Here is a 25,126-nt window from a genome sequence, read left to right on the forward strand (position 1 = left end):
GAACTAAACGGTGCTAGGGATGGTGTGCATGGTTGCCTCTCGGATCGTTATTGTTGTCGAGACTTATCGTTGTCGGGTGCAGCGGTGGGTCAGCTCAGTTCGAATAGATGGGCGTCGTCGGTACTCCAGTCAAAGCCGGTCGCCTGGCCGGGTCGCAGCTGTTTGAAAAACGCGTTGTTGGCGACTTTCACAATCAGCGCTTGCTGATGGCCAAGGCGCAGATGCACCCGCAGATGGTCTCCGAGGTAGATGCTGTCGATCACCGTGGCCTGCCAGGGCATGCTGGTCACCGGGCCCAGGCGGATGTTCTCCGGACGGATGACCAATTCAACCCGTTCGGGCCGTAGGCCCTTGAGCGCTTTAGCGGAGCCGGTGACGTGCAGGCCGTTTTCAAGGGTCACTTCACAGGTCTGCCCGTCGCGATGTCGGACGGTGCCGACCAGCACGTTGTTCTCGCCGATGAAGTTGGCGACGTAGGCGTTTTCCGGGTGTTCGTACAGCGCAGTCGGCGAGCCGATCTGAGCGATGTCTCCCTCATGGAAGACGGCGACCCGATCCGACATCGTCAGTGCTTCACTCTGGTCGTGCGTCACGTACACGACGGTGACGCCCAGGGATTTGTGCAGTTGCTTGATCTCGTACTGCATGTGTTCGCGCAGGTTCTTGTCCAGCGCGCCCAGAGGCTCGTCCATCAGAATGACTTCCGGTTCGAAGACCATCGCCCTGGCCAGCGCCACGCGTTGCTGCTGGCCTCCGGAAAGCTCGGTGATGCGCCGTTGCTGCATGCCGTGCAATTGCACCATGTCGATGGCTCGCTTGACCTTGGCTTGCAGGGCCGAGCGATTCAGGCCACGCATCTTCAGCGGGTAGGCAAGGTTTTCCTCGACGCTCATGTGGGGGAACAGGGCGTAGTTCTGGAACACCATGCCCATGCCCCGCTGATGGGCCGGTTTTTTCTGGATCGGCGTGCCACCCATGAGTATTTCGCCGCGGGTCGGGGTCTCGAAACCGGCGAGCATCATCAGCGTCGTGGTTTTACCGGAGCCCGAGGCGCCCAGCAGGGTCAGGAATTCGCCACGGCTGATGGCCAGGTTCAAATCCTTGATGACCAGCGTCTTGCCGTCATAGCTTTTCTGAACACCGTTGAACTCGATCAAGGGCAGGGTGGTTTGAGAGAGAGCGGCCTTGGCGTTCATCACAGTGACAACCCGTTGGCCAGGGCGACGGCATCCAGTGCGCGCGTCAGGCGGGCGACCAGCTCGACGATCTCCTCGGCGCTGATGATGAAAGGCGGCGCAAGGGCGATGGAATCACCCATGTTGCGCACAATCAGCCCTTGTTCACGGGCTGCCCGTTCGACCTGTACGCCGATGGCGATTTCGCGGGGGAAGGCGGCACGGGTGTGTTTGTCTACGACCAGTTCCAGGCCTGCCACCAGGCCAATGCCACGAACCTCGCCGATCAGCGGGTGCGCGAGCAGCGGTTCCAGTTGCTGGTGCAGCAGGCGGCCAAGCTCTTCGGTGCGTTGCGGCAGGTGCATTTCCTGATAGATGGTCAGGGTTTCCAGGGCCACGGCGGCTGCCACCGGATGGCCCGAGTAGGTAAAGCCGTGGCCAAAACCACCCAGTTGCTGGCTCTGCTCTTCAATGACCTGGTAGACATTTCCCGCAACCACTACACAGGAAATGGGCTGATAACCCGATGACAGGCTCTTGGCGCAGGCCATCATGTCCGGGGTAAACCCAAGCGTCTGGTGGCCGAACCAGCGACCGGTACGGCCGAACCCACAGATGATCTCGTCGGCGAGGAACAGGATGTCGTGCTTTTTCAGCAGCGCCTGGACGCCGGCGAAGTAACCGGGCGGTGGCACGATCACACCACCGGCCCCCATCACCGGTTCCGAAATGAACGCGGCGATGGTGTCGGCACCTTCCGCTTCGATGCGCTGCTCCAGGTCCCGCAGCAGGCGTTCGGTGAACTGCGCTTCGCTTTCGCCCGCGATGCCATGGCGATAGAAGTGTGGGCATTGCACATGCAGTACGCTGTTTTCCAACGGCAGGCCGAACGCTGCATGCATGTTGGGTAGCCCCGACAGGCTGGCCCCCATCACCGTCGAGCCGTGGAAGCCCTTCTGGTGGGCAATGACCTTGCGCTTGCCGTCATTGCCGCGAGCACGATGGTACGCCCAGGCGAGCTTGACCATCGAGTCGTTGGCTTCCGAGCCCGAGCACGCAAAGAACACCTTCGGCTGTTCGAACGGCACCAGGCTGGCGATGCGCTCGGCCAACTGTGCGACCACGTTCGGCACGCGATGATTGAAGGTGTGGTAGTAGGGCAGCATCGCCATCTGGCGTTGTGCCGTCTGCACCAGCCGGGGATTGGAGAAACCAAGCCCGGCACACCACAGGCCCGACATCCCTTCGATGTAGTCCCGGCCATGTTCGTCCGTCACGTATATCCCTGACCCTCGCTCGATAACCAGCGGGCCGTGTTGTTGGTGCGCCCGCAGATTGGTCTGCGAATGCAGGTGGAAGCGCACGTCCGTGCGGGCCAGTTCGGTTAGGGGAGGGGTGGTTTCCTGCATCATGAAAAGCCTCGTTGAGCGTTACTGATCACTTATAACTTATATGATTGACATCGAAATGGACGTCACGCAAGCCCTCGGCGAGAAAAAATAAAAACCTCGATCGATGCTTGATTCTACAAAATATAACTTATAAGTTGTAAGAAGAAGGCCGCGTCAGGCCTCGATCAACCCACTCAGGAGTGCCCTCATGCCCGCTGCAAATCTTGCGGTTCGTGATCCCGTAACGCCGTTGACGCCCGAGCAGATCGCTCGTCTGAAAGAGCGCGCACTGTTCGTGCGCCTTGAGACGGTGCGGCTGATTTCCATCGCCAAGGTCGGCCACTACACCTCGGTGTTTTCCTGTGCCGAGATTTTTTCCGCGCTGTACTACGACGCCCTGCGCCTCAAGCGCGGTGAGCCGAAGTGGCTCGGGCGCGACCGGTTTCTGATGGGCAAGGGCCACGCCGCTGTGGGGCTCTATCCGTTGCTGGCCGACTGGGATTTCTTCGACAAGGCCTGGCTCGATGACTACACCCGGCTGGGCAGCCCACTGGGGGATCACCCGGACATGCGCAAGGTGCCGGGTGTGGATTTCAGCTCGGGGTCCATCGGTCATGCCCTGTCGGGCGGGTTGGGCATGGCACTGGGCGGGCGCCTGCGGGGCAATGCATTCGACGTCTACGTGCTGCTGGGCGATGGCGAGATGCAAGAGGGCCAGGTCTGGGAAGCGGCATTGGCGGCTGCGCACCACAAGACCGGCAACCTGATCGCCATCGTCGATCGCAATGGCTACCAGCTCGATGGCAAGGTCGATGACGTGGTGGGTATCGAACCTCTGGCCGATAAATGGCGAGCCTTTGGCTGGGATGTCAGGGAGGTGGACGGCCATGACGTAGCCGCTGTCGCGACGTTGTTTCGGGAGTTGAAAGCCGAGCCTGCGCGGGAGCGTCCGGTCTGCGTGATCGCAATCACCGCCAAAGGCAAGGGGGTGGAGTACATGGAAACCGAACCCGGATGGCACCTGGGCTGGCTCGCGCCGGAAGATGAAGTGCTGGCAATCGAAGAAATCAAAGCCAATGGAGGTGTTCAATGAGTGCGCCGGTCAACCCCAAGAGTTGGCAGTACCGCCAACTGAACGCCATCAATCCGGGGCTTGATTATCTTTCGGAAGGGCTGTTGGACCTGGTCGCCGACGGCCACCCGATCGCCGTCGGGACGGCCGACCTGCAATACTCCAACGGCCTGAACCGCTTCGCCGAGAAGCATCCGGAGCTGTTCATCCAGTTTGGCATTGCCGAGCAGAATATGGTGAGTGCCGCGGCCGGCATCGCCACCACCGGGACCATGCCGTTCGTGGCCACCTTTGCGTCATTCCTGGCGCTGTTGTGCTGTGAGCAGATCCGTATGGATGTGGCTTACTCGGCATTGCCGGTGCGTCTGATCGGCCATCACACCGGCATCAGCCTCGGCTTTTACGGCACCTCGCACCATGCCACCGAGGACATCGCGATCATGCGCAGCATCGCCGACCTCACCGTGGTCGCCCCGGCAGACGGCCCGCAACTGGCGGCCGCCATTCGTGCGTCGATTCATCATCCGCAGCCGATCTATTTCCGTATCGGACGCGGCCAGGAGCCCATTGTCTACCCAGACGATGTCACCTTCGCGTTTGGCAAAGCCATCGTGCATTCGGTCGGCCGTGACGTCACCCTGATTGCCACCGGCGGCATGCTGCACCCAACTCTGGAGGCAGCCAAGGCGCTGACTGACAGCGGTATCGCGGTCGGCGTCATCGACATGCACACCCTCAAGCCCATCGACCGCGAGGCGATCTTGAACGCTGCCGGCGGGACGAATCTGCTGATCACCGTTGAGGAACATAACGTCCTTGGCGGTCTGGGCGGTGCCGTGGCCGAAGTGCTGGCCGATGAGGGCGCCGGTGTACGCCTGGTACGCCATGGTATCCATGACGAGTACAGCCTTATCGCTCCGCCGACCCACCTGTACAGGCATTACCGACTGGACGCGGCGGGCATCGAAGCGGTCACCCGCGAAGCGTTGACCAGCCTTTCAGGCAAGGGGCAGCGCCATGTCGGCTAATCAAGCGTGGTATGCCCGCGCGGAAAAAGTGCTGCCAGGCGGTCATCTGAGCCCCAGCCGCAAGCTCGGACAACCCTACGCGTTTGTGCGCGCCGAAGGTGCCTACCTCTTCGATGCCGATGGTCATCGCCACACCGACTTTCACTGCGGGTTCGGCGCTCATGTGTTGGGGCACGGGCATCCGGCCATTCGTGATCGGGTTTTTGAAGTTGCGCAGCGCATGGACCTGATGGGCGCAGGCATTACCGATCTGGAAGTCGAAGTGGCCGAGACGCTGGTCCGGTACATTCCCTGTGCCGAACAGATTGCGTTCTGCAACAGCGGGTCGGAGGCGACCTATCACGCCCTGCGGCTTGCCCGCGCGGCCACAGGGCGCAAACGGATCATCAAGTTCCAGGGCGGATACCATGGCTGGCACGATTACGTCGCCATGAACGGACAGACCGCCAGAGACAGGATCGGTCTGTTCGACCCGATGTCCGACGGTATTCTGCACGCGGCTGCCGAGTACACCGCCGTCCTGCCTTACAACGATGCGGAGGCGGTCGAGCGATACCTCAAGGCTCATCCGGGAGAGGTGGCCGCCATCATCGTCGAGCCCATCGCCCACAACATGGGGGCGGTGGCCGCAACGGATGCTTTCCTCAAGGACCTGCGCAGCCTGACGCTAACCCATGGCGTCGTGCTCATCTTCGACGAGGTGATTACCGGTTTCAGGCATGCATTGGGCGGCTACCAGTCAATCGTGGGCGTGACCCCGGACCTGGCCACCTTTGGCAAGGCCGCCTCGTCCGGCTATCCCGTAGGATTCATTGCGGGCAAACGAGAGCTGATGCACCTGATCGGCATGACCGGCCCCAAGGGCGTGTTCATGGGCGGCACCTGCAATGGCACGCCTTCAACGCTGGCGGCGGTGCAGGCCACCCTTGAAGAACTGGCGCGCCCCGGGACCTACGAGCGCTTGTTCGAACTCGGCGACTATATGCGCGCGCAACTGGATGCCATCGTTCAGCGCCTGGGCATTGCGGCACAGAGTGCAGGTTATGGTTCGGCCTGGCTGCTGTATTTTTTCGAGGGACCGTACTGCCAATACACCGATCTGCTGCGCAATGATGACGCGCTCGATATGGCGTTCCGTCAACGCCTGATCGAGAAGCGTTATATCTTCCAGCCGATGCAACTCAAGCGGCTGTACCTGTCTACCGCGCACACCCGGGAGATACTGGATGAGTCCCTTGGGGTGATTGAGGACGTCTTGAAAACGCTGGTGTAGCCGCGCTATCAGCCACTGACCGAAGGCGGGCTGACACCTGCCTTCGGTACTGGCGATTGTCGGCACCCAAGTGCCTATATGTTATAAGTGGCGTCTTATCGCGTAGGGGGGGCGGAAACCGTCATGCCACTTCTCGGGACCGCCAATATCAGGAGCTAACTGTGCAGATTCAACCCTTGGAGCAAGGCAACCTTTCGGCTCGGGCGTACTTTTCGATTCGCGAAGGACTGATCGCTGGAAACTTCAAACCAGGGGAACGGTTGGTCATGCAAGATCTTGCAGAGCGACTGGGGACCAGTGTCACACCGGTGCGTGAGGCCTGCCTTCGGCTTGTCAGCGAGCGCGGCCTGGAGCTTCGCTCTGGCCGGTTTGCAACGGTGCCGGCATTGACCCGGGCGCGGTATCTGGAGGTTCGTACCATTCGCATTGCGCTGGAAGGTCTGGCCGCCGAAATGGCCACGCACAATGTGACCGATGCCGACTTGGCCAGGCTTCTGGAGCTGCACAAGCTGTTCGAGGAAGCCGATCGAAAGAACGACGGGTTGGCGGCCATGCATCACAACCGCGAGTTTCACTTCACGCTCTACAGGCTGTCGGGCATGGACATGCTCACCGCCCAGATCGAGGGTTTGTGGGTCTCCATGGGGCCTATCCTGAATCTGTTCTACACCTACGGCCACAACTCCTACATTGGTGCCGACGAACACCTGGTGCTGCTGGATGCGCTCAGGGACAAAAAACCATCGAAGGCTCGCAAGGCCATCGCCGACGACATCCTGCGCGGCGGCGTCAGCATCCTGAAATTCATTGACGAAACCGAAGATCGGCCGGCCTGAGGCAAGCAATGTCTGATTCGCGAGCTTGTGAAGGTAAGAAGGTGTAGAGAGCTTGGCCGAGCCTCCGTTGCCGGAACGCGTCTTTGATGTCACTGAATCAGAAGCTCATCGTACGCAGCCATCTCGATTTCCAACTCCACGATGGCGCTGAGGCCCCTCCCGGCTCATTGCCGTAGCGTGGTATTGCGCAGATAACGTGCCGGTGAGGTGCCCAAGGTCTTGCGAAACATGGTGATGAACGAGCTGACTGACTCGTAGCCGAGCGCTTCAGCGGTTCTCTGCACCGACTGCCCCTCGGCCAGGCTTTGCAACGCGACGATGATCTGCCATTGCTTGCGCCATTGACCGAAGGTAAGCCCGGTTTCGCTTTTTATCAGGCGGGCCAGGGAGCGTTCGCTCATGGCCACATGCCGTGCCCAACTGGCCATGGTGGCGCGGTTGGAAGGCTCTTGCGCCAGCGCCCGGGCGATTGTGCGAAGCTGGTTCGAGGCGGGCAAAGGCAGGTAAAGCTGTTCCGTGGGCGCCAGTTCGAGTTCTTCCAGCAGTACGTTGGCCAGCCGTGCAATGCGCGAATGGGCGGGGTAATCCTGGACCTGGCCGCTCAGGTGGAGGATGAGTTCCAGGATCAGTGGCGATAGCGCCAGCGTACAGCAGCGATCGGGAAGCGACGCGGCGCCGGGTTCCACGAATAAAAAACAGACCTGCCCGTTGGCCGTGACGCGGTTGCTGTGGGCGACCCCTCCCGGAATCCAGACGCCGAACCCTGACGGGACCATCCACACGCCATCTTCCACCGTACACACAATGCCTCCGCAATAAGCCACGACCAGTTGCCCCTTGCGATGTTTGTGTTCGGCGGACTCACTGTCGTTGCGCTGGGTTTCCAGCATCAGTGCCACGGCAGGTTGCGACAGGTTGTCGTACTCGAATTGATCGACGTGGAAACGGTGGATTTTGGCCATGGCGTGTCGTCGGCGTTTGTCTGAATTTGATTATATTTTGGCAGTGTACTCAATATCGGCAGCGGTGGTAGTTCCTTAGCATTATCACCAAGCCCCCTTCAGTACGCGGGCGAATCCTGGACCCCCTCCGAATCCCGGTGCTTGCCATGCTTAGCGAAATCTCCATTGCCAACCTCTACGTCCCCCCCTTGTTGATCTACCTGGGTGCATCGGTCCTGGCCTACAAACTCATTGAGCGCCTGGCCCGGCCTTGGTTGGACGAGGCGTGGCACCCGGCGCTGGCGCGTTTTTTTGTCTCGCTTATCGTCGTGTCGGCGATGGTCGTCAATTGCTGAGTGAGGCCGGCCATGTCTATCGTCAAAATCCTCAAACCTGCCGCCACCCTGGGGCTTGGCGTGCTGGCCCTGGTGTTCTGCCTGCAACTTTGGCGGGCTTATGTCTTGGCGCCCTGGACGCGGGACGGACGGGTGAGCGCGCAGGTCATCCGTATCGCACCAGAGGTTAGCGGCCAAATCGATCAGTTGTCGGTCAGTGACAACCAATGGGTCGCCAAGGGCGATTTGCTGTATCGCATCGATGCGCGTGCTTATCGATTGGTCCTGCAACAGCGTGCGGCGGAGTACGCTGAAGCGCGCAGTGTGTTCGAGCAGCGCAGTGCACAATTGAAGCGGCGATCCCAATTGGCCGACGCCATCGCCCGGGAAGAGATTGACAACGCGGCGCGTGACTTGGCTGTGGCCCAAGCGCGCCTGGACGCGGCACGCAGCCAGTTAGCCCAAGCGCAACTCGACCTGGACCGCACGACGATTCGTTCGCCGGTGGACGGCTACGTCACTCAACTGCGGCTGCAGCCTGGTGACTACGCGGAGGCTGGCCATACCAACCTATTCGTGGTCGATGGCCATAGTTTCTGGATCACGGGTTATTTTGAAGAGACCAAGCTGCCCGGTGTGCGCATCGGCGCGCCGGTGTCGATCAAGCTGATGGGGTTTGCCCCGCTGCTGGAAGGGCATGTGGCAAGCATGGGCAGGGGAATCGCCGATGCCAATGAATTGCGCAACGACAGCGGTTTGCCTCAGGTGAGCCCGACCTTCAGTTGGATTCGGTTGGCACAGCGCGTACCCGTGCGCATCGAGTTGGACAGGGTCCCGGACGGGTTGGAGTTGGCGGCGGGCATGACCGCCAGTGTCGAAGTGACGCAGCCGAACGCCGCGCCGCGCTGGCGACTCACCCAATGGCTGCAGGCGTTCATGTGATGACTCGCCTGGCGACACGTCTGTTTGCGCTCATCCCCTTGCCCTGGACACCCGTCAGTTTCTTCTACGTGATGCGCAGTGTCTTGGCGGCGGGGCTGGCGCTGTGGCTCGGCTTCCAACTGCATCTGGAATCGCCGTTCTCGGGGGCATCCACTGTGTTGCTGCTGGTGCAGCCCATTCAAGGGGCGGTGCTGGGAAAAGGCTTCTACCGGATGTTGGGAACCCTGGTAGGCCTGGTCGCGGCTTTGGTGCTGACAGGGCTGTTCGCTCAACAGATGCTGCTGTTCATACTCGGCATCGGTATGTGGCTGGGCCTGTGCGTCAGTGCAATGAGCGTCTTGCGCCATTACCAAGCTACGGCGGCAGTGGTGGCGGGTTATACGGTCTGCCTGGCGTTGGGGCCTGCCATCGTCGCGCCTGAACAGGGCTTCGATCACATCATCACTCGCGGCACGGCGGTAGCGCTCGGGGTGCTGAGCTTGAGCCTGGTGGTAACGCTGTTCAGTTCCAAGACGATGGAGAAGAAGCTTCGAAACTCGCTGGTCGATGTCTGCGTCCGCAGTGCCCGGTTGCTCGCCGCGAGGCTCTCAGGCGAGCAGTCCGCGGAGCTGGCGACGCAACGCCACCAGCTCGTCATGGATATCGGTAAGGTGGACGATCAATTGGGGATAGGGCGGGGTGAATCGTCGCGGATTCGCTCCCGGCAGTTGGCGATTCAGGCGGGCCTGGCGCATCTGCAATCCGCTGTACTCGATGTGCACAGCGACGATCCATACCCCGGGATCGACGCCACGTTGCTCGCGCGGATAAGCACGGCATTGCGGCAACTGGGTGAACGGATGAACGACACCCACTGCGACTTTCTCGCCGCCGCCGATACGGTGGGGCAACTGCGTAGCTTGGTGAGTGATTTCGCTGACTCAAACCACCCCTCGCGGTTGCTCAGCGAACGCTTGGACGAACAACTGACGGATCTGGGCGAGGCCTTGCTGAACTTCTCCAGCCTCGACCACGCTCGCCGCGAGCAGGTACGTACCGTGGTGTATCCGCGCAATTACGCTGATGCGGCGCGAAACGGCATCAGGGCACTGCTCGCCACCTTGGCTGCGGGTGCGGTCTGGTATCTCAGCGGTTGGGATCAAGGGCCCGCGCTACTGGCGGTCCTGGGCCCGTGCTGCACATTGTTGGCGCCGGCCCCCGCGCCTGCCCAAGGCATCGCCAGCTTTATTCGGGGCACGCTCTACGCCATTTTGGCGGCAGCACTGTGCAAATTCCTGCTGATGCCACAGATCAACGGCTTCCCTTTGTTATTCCTGTTACTGGCTGCGTTCTGGTCGTTCGGGATCCATGCGACGAGCCAACCGCGCTACGCCCTGCAAGGGATTGCCTACCTGATCGGGTTCAATACCTTGGTAAGTACCGGCGATACCGCCTCCTACAATTTCGTCGATTTCGCCAACCAAGCGCTGGCCTGGATCGTTGCAATGCTTGTCTGTCTATTAGCGTTCCAGGTCTTGCCGAAGGATCCCGCTAAACATGTTCGGGCATTGACACACTCGCTCCACAAGGACACACGCCAGCTACTTCGCCGTGGAAGCCATATCGATCACCCAAAATGGCAAGCGAAACAACAATCCCGGCTCGTCGCGTTGAAAAGTTTGCTTGGCGCTGATAGCCCGCCGGATTACCAAGCGGGTTATTTGTCGCTGCAACTGAGTAAACAATTGAGCCGGCTACAGCGTAACGCGAGCGGTATCGATCCTGAATCGCCCGTCGCCCAATGCGCACAAACCGGCGCCCGGCGGATCGCTCGATATGCCCATCATCCGGCGATCAGTGCTGCCCAGGCCCGGCGCACATCAAGGTCGATGAGCAGACTCGGGGCACATCATCTAGCGATCTGTTACCAGGACTTGGCTTGGCTGTTGGAGCAATACGCGAACGTTGCGCGTTCCCCTTGTTGACTCGCAGCAATTCGATTTCATAGCGCAAGTCGGGAATGTCCTGATAGTTCGCCTCCAGCAGGCTTCGGCAATTCCACTCGCACACGAAGCGCAATCATCAGAGCGGCCAGCAGCATCACTGCGCCTGCGATGATGAATACGCCCATTACGCCGCCAAAGCCGAAGACCAACCCACCGAGTGCAGCGCCCGCGGCGATTGACGACTGCACCGCAGCGACGACCATCCCACCTGCGGTTTCGGCTTGATCCGGAACCGCGCGTGCCACCCAGTTTGACCAGGCAACCGGCACCCCGCCGAAAGCCAGGCCCCAGAGGGCGACTGCGAGTGCCAGTCCCGGCGCCTGGAGCGGAAGCGAGATCATGGCAAACGCGGCCACGGCCACCAAGGCAGGCATAAGGATCAATGTCAGGCGCAAGCTACGCTCCATCAGCCAACCCGCCACGAGCGTGCCAACGAAATTGGCGGCGCCGAAGCCCAATAGCATTAAAGCCAGGCCATCGGTGTCGATGGGTACAACGCTTTCAAGTGCGGGACGGATGTAGGTGAACAATGCGTATTGACCTGTGTGTGCAAGCACGCATCCGACCATGCCGATGGCAATGCCAGGACGGCGGAGCAATTCCAGTACGGAGGCTGTGCGTGCCATTTTCCGAGGCGCCATGCGGGGTAGGGTGAACCATTGGAAGATCAACGTCAGCACGCCGACCGCCGCTGCCGCGTAAAAGGCACTGCGCCAGCCGAAGAGGCCGCCCAAGTAGCTGCCCAGCGGAACGGAAACCACTGTTCCCACGGCAATGCCGCTGAAGATGATGGACAGCGCCCGGGGCACCCATTTCGCCGGTACCAGTCGCATGGCCACGGCAGCCGCCATGCTCCAGAACCCACCCAACGCAATGCCAAGCAGCACTCGCATCAACAACAGGACCACCAGACTCGATGACATGGCCACCAGCAAGTTGGAGGCAATCATCAGCGCGGAAAAACCGAGCAAGACGGTGCGCCGGTCAAACGTGCGGGTCAGACCTGGTACCAGGAGCCCAGCAAACAACGCAACCACGGCGGTGACGGTCACGGCCTGTCCGGCCAGCGCTTCGGACACGTTCAAATCAGAGGCCATGGGGGTTAGCAAGCTGGCAGGAAGGTATTCGGCCGTCAGCAGGCCGAAGACCCCCATGGTCAGGGAGAAAACCGCCGTCCATGCCGGGGTGGCCGGCTCTACTCCAGTAACGCTGCCAGGTGCAGCGTCAAGAACATCGCTACTCATCTCAAGAATCCTTGGAAAGTGATTGTGAGACACACTCTAGGGCTGAGCGTCAGGATGATCTATGATGCTAAGTCTTAGTCTTTTGATCAAAACACCTAACATGACGGAATCAGGACAATTTGCTCTGTCTTCTGAGCTGATTAGCGAACTGCTCACGGGGATGCGGCTGCGCGGTGTTCAGTACCGCCGTATTCAAACGGGCCCGAGTTTTGGCTTGGGTTTCGAACGCAAATCGGCCCATGCCTACTTTCATTATCTGGCGGTGGGTACGGCCATCCTGCGTACGGGCGATGGCGCGATGCATCACCTCTCGGCAGGTGACGCGGTGTTGGTGCCGCAAGGCCATGGGCACGAACTGCTATCCGCCCTGGATGTCACGGTCCAGCCTATCGACCAACTTGATGCCGCTCCCTTGGGCGAGGCTGTCAGCGGTGTGAACACTTGTCCGAGCACACTTTCCACGCCCAGTACGATCCTGTTCTATGGCTGCATGGAGTTCGACCTGGGGGGCATGCGGGCGTTAGGCAAGCTGATGCCGAATGTCATGGTGGCGGACACCGGTGGTCAACGTTATCCAGGGCTGGGAGCGATACTCGATTCAATCAAGCGTGAGATCTGCGCGGGACGCATCGGGTATGCCGGGATCATGGCTCGGCTTGCGGAAGTCGCTGCCTCCTTGTTCGTACGGGGTTGGGTCGAGCATGGCTCGGAAAGTGCGCAAGGGCTCATGGCTGCGCTGCGAGATCCGCGCCTGGCACGCTCTATCCTTGCGTTGCATCGCCAACCCGGGCGCGAGTGGACGGTGGCCGAGCTGGCGGCCGAATCCCACGTTTCGCGCTCCGTGTTCGCCCAACGGTTCCAAGCCACCATTGGCGTACCTCCATTGCGATACGCCACCGAACTGCGGATGCGGATCGCCAGCCAATGGCTGACGCAGGACAATCTGTCGATCGATGCTGTCGCACAACGTTTGGGCTATACCTCACAAGCGGCATTCAGCCGTGCATTCAAGCGCATCAATGGCCAGCCACCAGGGGCCAGTCGACAGGCACGTCGAAGCAGTGAGCCTGTGGAATGAATGGCGCCAAGTAGGGCCGGCCGAACTGCGGCGGCATTGACGATGAGCCCGCCAAGATCACGCCTTTGCTGGTAAGAAACGATCCAACACATTACGGGTGATGGTCACGGTGGAGTACTCGTCAAGCTTGAGTCCGTTTACCCACTCGCAGGATGCAGCGGTGAACACCTCACCTTTGCCTTTTGGGAAATGCACGAGCATGCCAGTCCCCCGGCTGTGCTGGCTTACGCTGGCATCACTCATGTCGGGCGCCAGCAGTGACGCCCGAAACCTGGCGTCTGCATCGCCCAGCATGAAGGAGTACGCATCCTGCGGCCGGCCGTGCTCGGCGATGGTCGCCCAGCCCATGGCAAGGATCTGTAACCCTGGCGGTGCGCCGTCTGTGCCGAGAGGTTCTGGCAGACCGTCGATGAAGGTGTAGTCCAAGCCATCCACCTCGTAACCGAAGATGTTAGCCGTATCGCCGAACAGATCAGCGTAGCCCAGCCCGGTATCGGCCAGAGCCCAATGCTGTGGCCGGAACACGGTAAAGCCCCTCGGGCCGCGCGGGGCCATGCCCCCAAAGCTACCGTATATCCCGCGCAGTGCATTGACGCCAAAGGTGCTGGCTCCAGGCCGACCCACTCGTGGATCCTCCCAGGCGCTCGTGAGCGTGATGTCATTACTTGCCGCGACGGGATCCAGCTCAGCGGCGTCGTATTTGTAGGCCACTTGGCGTTCACCGCGATTCTCCAGACGAATCTGCCACATGAAGTTACCGGCGAAGCGCGCAACATTTCCCCCTGCTTCAACAAATGCCTCGACGTTGTCGCGCATTTCACGCGTCCAGTACTCATCGTGACCGACAAAGACTGCGCAGGCGTACCCGTCCAAGGCCTCGGGGTCGTGATGCAGATCATCCTGAGTCAGGATGTCGACCGTATAGCCCTGTTCTTCGGCCCACACTACGAACGGACGTTCATAGGATGCCCAGCCGGCCAGGGCGTAGTACTTGCTGAAGCCGTACAGAGAGGCCCACTCGATGAATTCATAGCGCGCCGGCCCCGGTTTGCCCGGCCTCGAAGCATTGATCGAGCGCGGTGCGTCTTCAGGTAGCCAGACTTGCCCGCGCGCCCAAGGGCGTTGTGCTGACAGCAGAGGCGAGCGGCCGCGGGGTGTGCCGGGATGGATGCCGAAGTAATGGTTGGCACCCCCCCAGTCGTTGTAGGCGGCCCATGTGGAGGTCGCAGCGACCAGCACCAGTGCGTCGGGGCATTTGCGCATCGCCCTCACGATGAACAGGTGATGACCGAGTACGGCATCAGCACCGTCCCGCACTTCCACCACATAGGCACCTGGCTTGGCGTCCAAGGGTATTGGCCATAGCGCGAACACTGGCCATTGGCAGCCGACCTCGTAGACGCGTTCGGGCAATGGATGAAAGCTTGCCGCGAGGGGGGCGGTTTGGTGAACGGTATGAGGCAGCGCGCCGTCACGATAGATTTTCAACGTAACCCAGGGGCTGTTCGAGGACAGATGCAGGTTGACTGTTTCGCCTGGGCTGTAGGCGCGGCGGTCGGAATAGCACCATGCGGCTGCCGAGCCTTTCTCACTGGGAACTTCAACCCAGATCTCCCGCGCGCCCTGGCGTGGGCCTGAGGTCACGGCGGCGGTTAAATCCGCACCGGGTCGTTCGCCGCGAGCGGTCGTTCGCTTGGAATCATTGGCGTTCATAAAGTGCCCTTATGCATGGGGTGGGTTCCTCTAGAGCGCCGCTGAGCCGGCGCCAGGTGCCTGGATTTCAGCGAGATCGATCCCTGCGGTTTCTTCGATGAAATAACCCGCCGCGACCGTGACCAGGCCCAGGCTTATCAGGTAGCCGATGTACAGATACTCAAGGTGGGCGCCCACCAGATAGCTGTGCAGATAGGGCGCGGTGCCGCCGAAAATGGCCACCGAAACCGATGAGACAAACCCGACACTTTGTGCACGCGCTTGGGTCGGCACTTGTTCCGAAAGCACGGCGGGAAAGATCGCTGCAATCGAAGCCCAGGCGAGCAGCGCCAGCGCTTGTGCGAGAAACAAGGTGTAAGGTTCGGTGGTGACGATGATGGAGATGGGGTAGGTCAGCACGACCACTCCAATCCCCCAGGCGATCACCATGGGTTTGCGACCCACCCGATCAGAGAGCATTCCGCAAACCGGCAACCAGCACACGCAGATGACTTGGGCGAGCAGGCTGGCGAGGTAGGCGCCGGTCGCATCCATGCCTTGGGCGATGGCCGAGGCAGCACCAAAAGTCACCCAGGCGTAATAGGTCACGTTAGCGGCCGCAGCCAGCATCACGATGTTGCGAGTCATCCGCAGGACTTCGCCCTTGGACAACTTGCGGGGTGGCTGAGCCTGCTGTCGTTGCTGCTCGAATACATGCGACTCCTGGGCGCTGCGGCGCAGGAACAGCGCATAAATACCCAGTACCCCGCCGATGGCGAAACCGATACGCCAGCCATAGTCTCCCATGGCCTGTGTACCCAGTAGCCAGGTCAGGGCGGCGGCGACTGCCGTCGCACCCATGACGCCCAACGTGACGCCTACGTACACCGAACTTGACCACAGACCACGGTGCTTGGCAGGGGCAATCTCCGCGACATAAGTGTAGGAAACGCCCGTTTCGCCCCCGTGGGCAAGGCCTTGTATGAGTCTAAAGACGAGCAGGGCCGACGAAGCGTAGAGGCCAATGTCCTGATAGTTTGGAATGAGGGCGATACCCAGGCTACTGGCCGCCAGCAGCATCATGGTGATGACCATGATGGCCCGGCGTCCAAGGACATCGCTGAGGCGTCCAAAGAAAAAACCGCCCAGAGGCCGGGCTATGAATCCAGCCGCGAACACTGCAAGAGTGGCGAGCATCGCGGAGCGGGGATCGGTCTTGTCGAACAGATTGCGGGCCAGGTAAACAGAGAAAGTTGCATAGAGCGTCCAGTCGAACCACTCAAGGGCATTTCCCACGGCGGCCGCGCGCAAGGATCTAAGGCGTCCTTGATGGGACGTCGAATTATTCATGTCATTCTCCAATGATGGATATCGGGCGCAGAGAGGATGGGCTGCATCAGGGAGACAGCACATCGTCAAATCCCATGTCCTGTAGCGGAACGTCTATCGCACGCTTGACGAGGCGATCAATCCCGCCGACATGGGAGACGTGGCTCCGCATCCGCTGCGCAGGGATAAAAGAGGTTGCAGTGGAATCACACACGACAAAGCATCCCTTGGACGCGTTGTTGTTCAATTCGAACCGGAGTCTATGCGGGTGAATCCTGGCTATCTATGATCCTTCGTCTCGATGTTTTGTCCGAAACCCCGCTGCTGGTTTTGCAGCCGATTGTGCTTCGCAGGCTTTCTCCTGATTCGATGCAACGAATGCCGCGTGGTGGCCTCATATGAAAACGAGCGGCGCTTCGGTTGGAGAGGGGCGACTGCGGTTTTTCATGACAGAGGTGATTGTGTCCATGACGGCAGCTGAGAAAAATCATGTCGACTGGCTGGTCGAACAATCGATGCTCAATGCTGCGAGGAAGCGCGCCAAGCTCTACTCGGGCCAGGGCCGAATGTGGCAGCAGCCCTATGCCCATACTCGGCCTCGCGACGCCTCGGCATTGGCTTCGGTGTGGTTCACCGCGTATCCGGCCTCCATCGTTACCCGCGAAAATGGCACTGTGCTTGAAGCGCTGGGGGATGAAACCTTATGGCATGCGCTGTCGAGAATCGGTATCCAGGGCATCCACAATGGTCCTTTGAAAAGGTCCGGTGGCCTTTCGGGCACCGACTACACACCAACGATCGATGGCAATTTTGACCGCATCAGTTTCGAGCTCGACCCGCAATTGGGCACCGAGGCGCAGCTGCAAGCGTTGACCCGAATGGCCGCCGCGCACAATGCGGTCGTCATCGAGGATGTCATCCCGTCTCATACCGGCAAAGGCGCGGATTTTCGTTTGGCCGAGATGGCGTATGAAGATTATCCGGGGCTCTACCACATGGTGGAAATCCGCGAGGAGGATTGGCCGTTGCTGCCCGACATTGCCGAGGGCCGTGATGCGCAGAACCTCACCCCGCAGCAGGTCGACATTCTGCGGGACAAGCATTACATCGTCGGACAGTTGCAACGAGTGATCTTCTTCGAACCAGGCGTCAAGGAAACCGATTGGAGTGCGACACCGGTGGTGATGGGTGTTGACGGCAAGCCGCGCCGTTGGGTCTATCTGCATTACTTCAAGGAAGGGCAACCTTCGCTGAACTGGCTGGACCCGACCTTTGCCGCCCAGCAGATGATCATCGGGGACGCACTGCATGCCATCGACGTCTCGGGGGCGAAAATCCTGCGTCTGGACGCCAACGGCTTTCTTGGCGTGGAGCGCAAACTCGAGGGGACCGCCTGGTCCGAAAGCCATCCGCTATCGATCACCGGAAACCAGTTGCTCGCTGGAGCGATTCGCAAGGCCGGCGGCTTCAGTTTCCAGGAGCTGAACCTGACCGTAGACGATATCGCCGCCATGTCCCACGGAGGGGCGGATCTCTCCTACGACTTCATCACCCGACCCGCCTACCAACACGCCTTGCTGATGGGCGATGCCGAATTCCTGCGCTTGATGCTGCGGCAGATGCACACCCTCGGCATCGATCCGGGCTCGCTGATTCATGCGTTGCAGAATCATGATGAGTTGACCCTGGAGTTGGTGCACTTCTGGACCCTGCACGCCCACGATACTTACCTCTATCAGGGGCAGACCTTTCCCGGCAGCATCCTGCGCGAGCACATCCGCGAGCAGATGTACGAGCGCCTCACTGGCGAGCATGCGCCCTACAATCTGAAATTCGTCACCAACGGCGTGTCCTGCACCACCGCGAGCATCATCACGGCGGCGTTGGGGATTCGCGATCTCGATGCCATTACGACGGCAGATATCCAGCAGATTCGCCAGGTTCATCTGCTGTTGGTGATGTACAACGCGATGCAACCGGGCGTATTCGCATTGTCTGGCTGGGACCTGGTCGGCGCGTTGCCGTTGCCGGCCGAACAGGTCGAGCATCTGATGGGCGACGGCGACACACGCTGGATTCATCGCGGTGCCTACGATCTGGTGGACCTCAACCCAGATGCGGCATTGTCGGCCGGCCAGATGCCGCGTCCGAAGACCCTGTACGGCAGCTTGCCAAGCCAGTTGAAAGACCCGGATTCGTTCGTCTCGCAGTTGCGCAAGATCCTCGCTGCGCGCCGTGCCTATGACATCGCCGCCAGTCGCCAGATACTGATTCCGGACGTCGAGCATCCGGGGCTGCTGATCATGGTTCACGAATTGCCGGCCGGCAAAGGTACGCAAATCACCGCGCTGAACTTCGGTTCGACGCCGATCACTGAAACCCTGCACCTGCCCAATATCGCGCCCGGGCCGGTGGTCGACATCATCAATGAACGGGTCGAAGGTGATCTCACGCCTGAGGGCGAATTCACCATCACGCTGGATGCGTTCGAGGGGTTGGCGTTGCGGGTGGTGAGTACCTCACCCATGATCTAGGGCTAGGGAAATCGAGGTGGTCGATCGCTCAATCATCCACCCATGCCATAAGTTCTGGTCAGGCTCAGTCAAGGCTTTGTCTATGCTCTGCTCCGTCACCCATGGGGAAGAGCTGGCCTGGATAACCTGCAGCCTTTATTGTCACGTCTCATCAAGGCAGTGAGCAGAACAGGAAGTCACCGGCGCAGGCATTGACAGTGGTCATCACGTCGCTGAAGAGGCGCCGGTCGAGTTGGCGTGCGCACGGGAGGCCTTCTTCTCCGAGCGATGAGCGTTGCGACCAGGCTGGCGAGACCCTCAATTTCACGGACAACGGCAAAAGGCCCGCATGTGCGGGCCCTGTGTTGCCAATTACATTTATTGCGCAGCTTTCTCGATCAGGTTTGCCACCACCTTCGGGTTGGAAACCATCACCACATGGGAGGCGCCTTTAACCACGACGGTTTGCTTGGAGTGCGCACGCTCGGCCATGAACGCCATGGCCTGAGGGGGAATGTTCTTATCCTTGTCGCCGTACACGAACCAGGACGGAATGGTTTTCCAGGCAGGATCCTTGGCGGCTTCGTTCAGCGCGGCGACGGTGATGGGGCGTTGGCCGGCCGCCATCAGGCGAGCTTCAGCCTCGGACACATCGGCTGCGAACTGGTCGTGGAATTTATCTTGCTGGATGTAGAGATCCTTGCCGCCATCGGCCAGTTCGACCGGGGCCGACAAGGCCGAGGCCAGGGTGCCCCCCGGGAATCGTCCAGACAATTCTGCCGCGGTCTCGCCAGTTTCCGGGGTGAACGCCGCGACATACACCAGGCCCTTCACGTTCTGATTGCCATACGCCGCCTCGCTGATCACCGCACCACCATAGGAGTGGCCGACCAGAACCACCGGTGTCTTGATGTTCTTGACGATGCTTGCCACCGATTGTGCATCACTGCTGACGCCACGCAGCGGGTTCGCCGCCGCAATGACCGGATAACCGTCTTTTTCCAGAATCTTGACTACGCCGTTCCAGCTCGACGAGTCGGCGAAAGCACCATGGACCAAGACCACAGTGGGTTTGACGTCAGCCGCGTTGGCAAAACCGGTGGCTGCGAAAGCGGTGGCGAAGGCCAGGCCAGAAAGAATCTTTTTCATGAGTGACTACCTGTAAGAGAAGAAAAGGGCGGGTTATCAAGTGATTATGATGCGCGGTAAATGCTTGCGCGCTAATCAGTTGCAGTAAAGTTATCGTCTAAAATGTTTGCGCGCAAGATATTTTCATAGAATAAACTCAAAACTCATATAAGTGATTGTATTTAAATGGATTAATTGTCGATGGGCGGTGGGCTCGGATCGAACCTATCGAACTGCGAGGGAAAGGGAAGGTGTTTCACCCTGTGGAACACACCGTTGCGGTGACTTCATCGGGTATTTGGGTGCTGACGTTGCTCGCGGATGAGCTGGGAGGGTGTCAGGGGCGCTTTGTCCAAGGTCATACAGGCGTTGCGACGGCGATCGGAGAAAGAGGGCCCGCCGCTTCTGAGGCGGCTTACGTTCTTCCCTCCCTATGACCGGCTACGAGGCTACGCGGTTTTTCCCCCCGTGCTTGGCCTTGTACAGCGCGGCGTCCGCTGCTTGCAGCAATAGGGTTTGATCGGTCCCGTTACGCGTCGTCGAGGCCACGCCAAAGGATGCGGTAACGCTGAACGTCTGCATTCCATCCGTAGGGCTCATGCTTTCCAGCGAATCCCGGATGGATTCGGCTCGCAGGAGAGCGTCTTCAATGGAGCAATCCGGCAATATGATGATCAGCTCTTCTCCACCAAACCGGCAGGCGACGTCGGTGGCTCTGATTGACTTCATGATCAAGGATGCCGTGCTTCGCAACACCGCGTCACCCGCAGAATGACCATGGATATCGTTCAGTTTCTTGAAGTTGTCCAGGTCGAGCATGATGACGCTCAGGTCCACTGCGTCTCGAGTGGCTTTGGAGAGTTCGCGCTTGAGTGTTTCTTCCATGAAGCGACGGTTATACAGGCCAGTCAGCGGGTCTTTGATCGACTGGACTTGCAGGACCTGGCGCATCCTGCCGTTCGCCAGCGCTAGCGCGGTTTGCTCCGCGGCAGCTTCCGCAAACTGGCGGTTGACTTCCTTATCGTCATTTCCGCCAGCATGCTGGATGTGCAAGAGTCCCAGTGTTTCTCCGTAGGCTATCAGCGGCAGGCACCAGTGAATGTCGCCATCGTCGAACTCTGATTTGTCTGAGTAGTGGGCGCAGCGCAGCTCATGACGATGTTCAACCACATGGGGATGGCCTCGACGTATGGCCCAACAGTCTTTGGGGCCGATGAGGGCATCTGATTGAGCCTCGACGTGGCCCCAGCTTGCGGCCGGTTGCAAAGCATCAGCCGAATTGCGGTACAGGTATAGCGTTCCACTACTGCCGTCCAGCAACTGTTGGCAGTAAGTGCTGACCAGCTGGAGCGTTTCCTCTTGGCTCATCTCAGTCTGTAGCAGGCGAGCCATTTCTGCGAGCAAGCCTATTTCTGCATTGCGCCGCTCAAGGTTTTTCAGGCTTTTGCTCAGTTGGGTGCTTGAAGAAAGCGCGCTAGCCGTCGATTCGGCTTGGCGTTTTATGGTCTGACGCATGGACACGTAAATGAAACGGCCCAGCACAAGCGTAAGCAGGAAGCTTGCGATGGAAACGGCGACGGCCCAACGCAGGTTGGCGTTAAGCTGGTTGTCCAGAACAGCCACTTCCTCGATTTCTGCTTGAATCAGCTCGCCTCCCAGGTCGCGGACCTGGTCCATGAGGTGCTTGCCGTTACCCGAAGCGATTTCGGCCACCGTCGCAGCAGCACCTTGGGTGCTGCGCAAATTGATCACCATGTCCAGGTGGTCCAGCTTCAGTGCGGACTTCTCGATGAAGTCCTCCACCTTGGCAATCTCAGCGGACGAATCGTTTCGATAGTTTTCACGAAGCAGCTTGATCGCGTCGGGAAGCTGCGACGTGGCGACGTAATACGGGCGAAGAAATGTCTCCATCCCCGTTAATGCATACCCGCGTTCGCCTGTCTCCGCATCCACGAGCAAACTTTGCACCGTGCGAATGCCGTCCAGCTGCTGTTCCACCACGTTGCGGTCGTTACGCGTTTCGCTCGTCCAGAACAGGGTAAACGGACCTACTGCGGCCGTGACGGACATGACCAATGTGGCAGTAGCTGCTGCGAGGAGAAGTTTGGGTGTGCGATGGGGCATCGTCAGCTCCAATGGGATTCACATCTTTATCGGCGAGTAAGGTTAACGGCGTAGGTGTATCACGCTAAAACCGTTAGACGGTCAAAAGATTGCATATCCGCTGATCAGAAACTCCGGCCCGCGCCGATTCAGGTGGTGTCGGCTACAGTTCCTTGTATCCGCAGGGAAGTATCACGACCGCCACGGAATATTGATCATGACGAAACGCCCTCCGTTCCAATCGCTCGGCTGTGCCGAATGCCGCAACCATGAAGCGTTGGGGTTTGATTTCACCATGGCCTTCCAGCCTATTTTCAACGTCCGGACACGTGCTGCGTTTGCTTATGAGGCGTTGGTCAGAGGCATCAATGGCGAATCGGCTGGCTACATCCTGGGGCTCGTGAACGACAGCAACCGCTACCGATTCGACCAGGCCTGCCGGGTGAAGGCCATCGAAGAAGCCGCAAGGCTGGGGCTGTTGGACATTCCCGATTGCTTGCTGAGCATTAATTTCCTGCCCAACGCCGTCTACCGGCCAGAGACGTGTATCCGGGCCACCCTGGAAGCGGCGCGCCTGACCCATTTCCCGCCAGAAAGGCTTATGTTCGAAGTGACCGAAGGCGAGAAGGTGGTAGACCCTGAGCACCTCAAATCGATTTTCGTGGAGTACGAGCGCCAGGGTTTCATTACCGCCGTCGACGATTTTGGCGCGGGCTATTCGGGCCTTAACCTGCTGGCCATGTTCCAGCCGCAGGTGCTGAAGATTGACATGGCATTGACCCGAAACATTGATCGAGACTCGGTCAAACAAGCAATCGTCGAAGGCATCATCCTGGTCGCCAGGCGCTTGGATATCCTGGTCATTGCCGAAGGTGTCGAGACCCGTGAAGAAAGCTCGATGCTGCTAGGCATGGGTATCGAACTGATGCAGGGATATTTGTATGCAAGGCCCGCGGTCGGGCATCTGCCGGCTGGATGCTTCGATGACGGTGTGCGGTAAAGGTGGGCTCGAAGCCATAGGTTCGCTACGGCAGGAGTGCTTCATGGTCCCATTCAGTTATCCAAGAAATCCGTGAGTATGTCTGTGGATAACCGTGCTGATGCCACGTGGGCAGGGGGTTTTAACGGGCGCTCAAAAAATGTACAGGCAGGTTGGCATCACCTCCCGCCGTAGGCCATTGAGTTCAGGGCCGTCAGCGGGGGCGGGCGACAGGTAGTCCTCAATCGCTTGAGTCACGAAGTGGCCGGCCAGTGGTGATCTTTGCTGCGATCAAATACGAGCAGGCCCCGCAAAGTGCGGAGACTGTCCGAATGACTCGATCAGCAGCTCTGTGAGCATTCGTATCTTCCGAGCCGGATGCTGGCCTGGCGGACGGACCACGTACACACCTGCCGGAGGTGGTGGATACCGGGTCATGATCGGCACGAGCGTCCCTGAGTTCACATGTTCATAAGTCAGGCAATCCGGCAGGTACGCGATTCCGAGTCCTGCGGTTGCGGCCGCCACGAGCGCTATGCCGTTGTCCGCCTTGAAGCGGCCCTGCGGACGAACCGTGATGACCTTGTCACCCTCCATGAATTGCCACGCTTCGGTCCCCTGCAGGAGAGCCTCATGGGCAATGAGCTCGTCCGGTGTCTCTGGTGCCCCATGCGCTTTTATGTAGCCTGGGCTCGCGACCAGTTTCGTGTAGATCGGGCCGATTTTCCTCGCGATCAAATTGGAGTCGGGGAGGTACCCGACGCGTATCGCACAATCGAACCCCTCGGCAATGAGATCAACGAAGCGATCGCTGTAGCAGGTCTGGATATGAAGCTCGGGGTGACGGTGTGCCATTTGCGCGAGCATGGGCGCGAAATGGGTAGGGCCAAAAGACAGCGGTGCCGCGACGCGTAAGCGACCACGAAGGGCGCCTGTCGGCAGGATCGTTTCTCTGGCTGCCTCGATTTCGGCGCAGACCCTGGCCGCGTAATCTCGGAACGTGGCCCCGGCTTCAGTGAGGGCGGCCCCGCGGGTGGTTCGTGCGAGCAACTGGATGCCAAGTTCCGCCTCAAGCCGGGCGAGCCTGCGGCTGACGATCGACTTGGATACGCCAAGCCGGAGCGCCGCAGGCGAAACGCCCCCAGCGTCAGCCACTTCCACGAATGTTTGCAGCTCTTCTATATCCAAGTCAGCGTTCCTCTTTGTGCGACACAGCTAGCCTCGTGTTGCGACTACTGCGTCGAAAATGGGAACAGCATAATCCTTGCTTCCGGGCAATGGCGCCAGTGGCGCAGGTTGCCTGGAAACCCAAATCCACTGACAACATCAGTAGACACTTCGTCAGGGCCATGCCCGTCCATCCGAGTGAGCATTGGCTCTCTGGCACACGTGCATCACAACTGAGAACAGGACCAGACAATGACAAGCGAGACTATTCGCAACCCCCATACCGACCACCTCTTATCGCCTGAGAATTGCGCGCTGATCATCATCGATTATCAGCCGATCCAGGTCTCCTCGATTCGCTCGATGCCCCGTGACGAGCTCGTTTTCAACATCACGAGCGTTGCCAAGGCGGCCGTCAACTACAACCTTCCTATCATCCATTCGACGGTCAACGTCGCGACCGGTCGCAACAAACCGCCGATTCAAGCGTTGCAGGACGTGCTCGGCCATCTGCCGACTTATGACCGCACCTCGATCAATAGCTGGGAGGACACTGAGTTCAAGCAGGCGGTCAAGGGAATCGGCCGTCGCAAGCTCATCATGACCGCGCTCTGGACCGAAGCCTGCCTGACGTTCCCAGTACTGGACGCGATCCAGGAAGGCTATGAGGTGTATGTGCCGGTCGATGCGGTCGGGGGCACGTCAGTCGCCGCGCACGAGGCCGCCCTTCGTCGAATCGAACAGGCGGGCGCGAAACTCATCAGCCGTGTGCAGATGTACTGCGAGCTCCAGCGCGACTGGGCACGGGAGTCGACTGTCCCGGGCTTTATGGGGGTCTTCGAAAACTTCGACGGTTTTAACGCTGAGAAGGCACTCTAGAAACCCCCGGCACAACTCAGGAAGCTGTAAACAGGA

The 25,126-nt window shown here is 59.8% G+C and carries 20 protein-coding genes; 11 read left to right on the plus strand and 9 right to left on the minus strand.

The features are described 5' to 3' along the window. Window positions 1-89: 89 nt before the first annotated feature. Window positions 90-1,196 (minus strand): ABC transporter ATP-binding protein, encoded by a 1,107-nt coding sequence (locus IB266_RS06375; protein ID WP_192260602.1) that lies wholly within the window; start codon window positions 1,194-1,196, stop codon window positions 90-92. After that, window positions 1,196-2,587, minus strand: coding sequence for an aminotransferase (locus IB266_RS06380; RefSeq protein ID WP_192260603.1), 1,392 nt, complete (start codon window positions 2,585-2,587; stop codon window positions 1,196-1,198). The genes IB266_RS06375 and IB266_RS06380 overlap by 1 nt, the downstream gene beginning before the upstream one ends. A 187-nt stretch (window positions 2,588-2,774) precedes the next feature. Between IB266_RS06380 and IB266_RS06385 the strand changes: the two genes are divergently transcribed. From IB266_RS06385 to IB266_RS06400, 4 genes are all read left to right on the plus strand, one after another. Continuing rightward, the gene (locus tag IB266_RS06385) at window positions 2,775-3,659 is read left to right on the plus strand and encodes a transketolase (RefSeq protein WP_192260604.1); all 885 of its coding nucleotides are present in this window, start codon (window positions 2,775-2,777) and stop codon (window positions 3,657-3,659) included. After that, window positions 3,656-4,666 carry a transketolase family protein gene (locus tag IB266_RS06390; protein ID WP_192260605.1) on the plus strand — a complete coding sequence of 337 codons (1,011 nt, stop codon included), beginning with the start codon at window positions 3,656-3,658 and terminating at the stop codon, window positions 4,664-4,666. Before IB266_RS06385 ends, IB266_RS06390 begins: the two co-directional genes overlap by 4 nt. Continuing rightward, window positions 4,656-5,939: an aspartate aminotransferase family protein gene (locus IB266_RS06395; RefSeq protein ID WP_192260606.1), complete on the plus strand. Its 1,284-nt coding sequence runs from the start codon at window positions 4,656-4,658 to the stop codon at window positions 5,937-5,939. The genes IB266_RS06390 and IB266_RS06395 overlap by 11 nt, the downstream gene beginning before the upstream one ends. A 161-nt stretch (window positions 5,940-6,100) precedes the next feature. After that, window positions 6,101-6,775 carry a GntR family transcriptional regulator gene (locus tag IB266_RS06400; protein ID WP_192260607.1) on the plus strand — a complete coding sequence of 225 codons (675 nt, stop codon included), beginning with the start codon at window positions 6,101-6,103 and terminating at the stop codon, window positions 6,773-6,775. Between the two features lie 164 nt (window positions 6,776-6,939). Here IB266_RS06400 and IB266_RS06405 read toward each other — a convergent pair whose 3' ends face one another. Beyond that, complete coding sequence (locus IB266_RS06405; protein WP_192260608.1) at window positions 6,940-7,737, minus strand: AraC family transcriptional regulator; 798 nt, start codon at window positions 7,735-7,737, stop codon at window positions 6,940-6,942. 146 nt (window positions 7,738-7,883) lie between these two features. Here IB266_RS06405 and IB266_RS06410 point away from each other — a divergent pair, with 146 nt between their 5' ends. From IB266_RS06410 to IB266_RS06420, 3 genes are read left to right on the plus strand one after another with little or no spacing between them, the layout of a single operon-like run. Next, window positions 7,884-8,072: a DUF1656 domain-containing protein gene (locus IB266_RS06410; RefSeq protein WP_192260609.1), complete on the plus strand. Its 189-nt coding sequence runs from the start codon at window positions 7,884-7,886 to the stop codon at window positions 8,070-8,072. Between the two features lie 12 nt (window positions 8,073-8,084). Next, window positions 8,085-8,993 (plus strand): HlyD family secretion protein, encoded by a 909-nt coding sequence (locus tag IB266_RS06415; protein WP_192260610.1) that lies wholly within the window; start codon window positions 8,085-8,087, stop codon window positions 8,991-8,993. Then, a complete protein-coding gene (locus IB266_RS06420; protein WP_192260611.1) occupies window positions 8,993-10,957 on the plus strand; it encodes an FUSC family protein in 1,965 nt (654 codons plus the stop codon). Before IB266_RS06415 ends, IB266_RS06420 begins: the two co-directional genes overlap by 1 nt. Window positions 10,958-10,974: 17 nt before the next feature. Here IB266_RS06420 and IB266_RS06425 read toward each other — a convergent pair whose 3' ends face one another. Continuing rightward, the gene (locus IB266_RS06425; RefSeq protein WP_192260612.1) at window positions 10,975-12,222 is read right to left on the minus strand and encodes an MFS transporter; all 1,248 of its coding nucleotides are present in this window, start codon (window positions 12,220-12,222) and stop codon (window positions 10,975-10,977) included. Window positions 12,223-12,283: 61 nt separating this feature from the next. Between IB266_RS06425 and IB266_RS06430 the strand changes: the two genes are divergently transcribed. Next, entirely contained in the window at window positions 12,284-13,300 is a 1,017-nt protein-coding gene (locus tag IB266_RS06430) for an AraC family transcriptional regulator (RefSeq protein WP_192260613.1), read from the plus strand. A gap of 57 nt (window positions 13,301-13,357) precedes the next feature. On the opposite strand, the gene IB266_RS06435 is transcribed toward IB266_RS06430, so the two are convergent. Both IB266_RS06435 and IB266_RS06440 read right to left on the minus strand, forming a co-directional pair. Then, window positions 13,358-15,013, minus strand: coding sequence for a N,N-dimethylformamidase beta subunit family domain-containing protein (locus IB266_RS06435; protein WP_192260614.1), 1,656 nt, complete (start codon window positions 15,011-15,013; stop codon window positions 13,358-13,360). Between the two features lie 30 nt (window positions 15,014-15,043). After that, on the minus strand, window positions 15,044-16,342 hold the full coding sequence (locus IB266_RS06440; protein ID WP_103307791.1) for an MFS transporter: 1,299 nt from the start codon (window positions 16,340-16,342) through the stop codon (window positions 15,044-15,046). Window positions 16,343-16,788: 446 nt separating this feature from the next. On the opposite strand from IB266_RS06440, the gene treS reads away from it, so the two are divergent. Next, window positions 16,789-18,855, plus strand: a complete 2,067-nt coding sequence (gene treS, locus IB266_RS06445) for a maltose alpha-D-glucosyltransferase (protein WP_192260615.1) — start codon at window positions 16,789-16,791, stop codon at window positions 18,853-18,855. Between the two features lie 357 nt (window positions 18,856-19,212). On the opposite strand, the gene IB266_RS06450 is transcribed toward treS, so the two are convergent. Both IB266_RS06450 and IB266_RS06455 read right to left on the minus strand, forming a co-directional pair. Then, a complete protein-coding gene (locus IB266_RS06450) occupies window positions 19,213-19,983 on the minus strand; it encodes an alpha/beta fold hydrolase (protein ID WP_192260616.1) in 771 nt (256 codons plus the stop codon). A 420-nt stretch (window positions 19,984-20,403) separates the two neighbouring features. Beyond that, window positions 20,404-22,086, minus strand: coding sequence for a diguanylate cyclase (locus IB266_RS06455; protein ID WP_192260617.1), 1,683 nt, complete (start codon window positions 22,084-22,086; stop codon window positions 20,404-20,406). 196 nt (window positions 22,087-22,282) lie between these two features. Between IB266_RS06455 and IB266_RS06460 the strand changes: the two genes are divergently transcribed. After that, window positions 22,283-23,065 carry an EAL domain-containing protein gene (locus tag IB266_RS06460; protein ID WP_192260813.1) on the plus strand — a complete coding sequence of 261 codons (783 nt, stop codon included), beginning with the start codon at window positions 22,283-22,285 and terminating at the stop codon, window positions 23,063-23,065. A gap of 270 nt (window positions 23,066-23,335) precedes the next feature. Here the strand turns inward: IB266_RS06460 and IB266_RS06465 are convergent, their stop codons facing one another. Beyond that, window positions 23,336-24,232: a LysR family transcriptional regulator gene (locus tag IB266_RS06465; protein ID WP_192260618.1), complete on the minus strand. Its 897-nt coding sequence runs from the start codon at window positions 24,230-24,232 to the stop codon at window positions 23,336-23,338. Between the two features lie 231 nt (window positions 24,233-24,463). On the opposite strand from IB266_RS06465, the gene IB266_RS06470 reads away from it, so the two are divergent. Then, on the plus strand, window positions 24,464-25,090 hold the full coding sequence (locus IB266_RS06470; protein ID WP_092168841.1) for a hydrolase: 627 nt from the start codon (window positions 24,464-24,466) through the stop codon (window positions 25,088-25,090). The last annotated feature ends 36 nt before the right edge of the window (window positions 25,091-25,126 follow it).

Source organism: Pseudomonas sp. Pdm06, from assembly GCF_014851795.1.
In the GTDB taxonomy this organism is placed as follows: Bacteria; Pseudomonadota; Gammaproteobacteria; order Pseudomonadales; family Pseudomonadaceae; genus Aquipseudomonas; species Aquipseudomonas fluorescens_AA.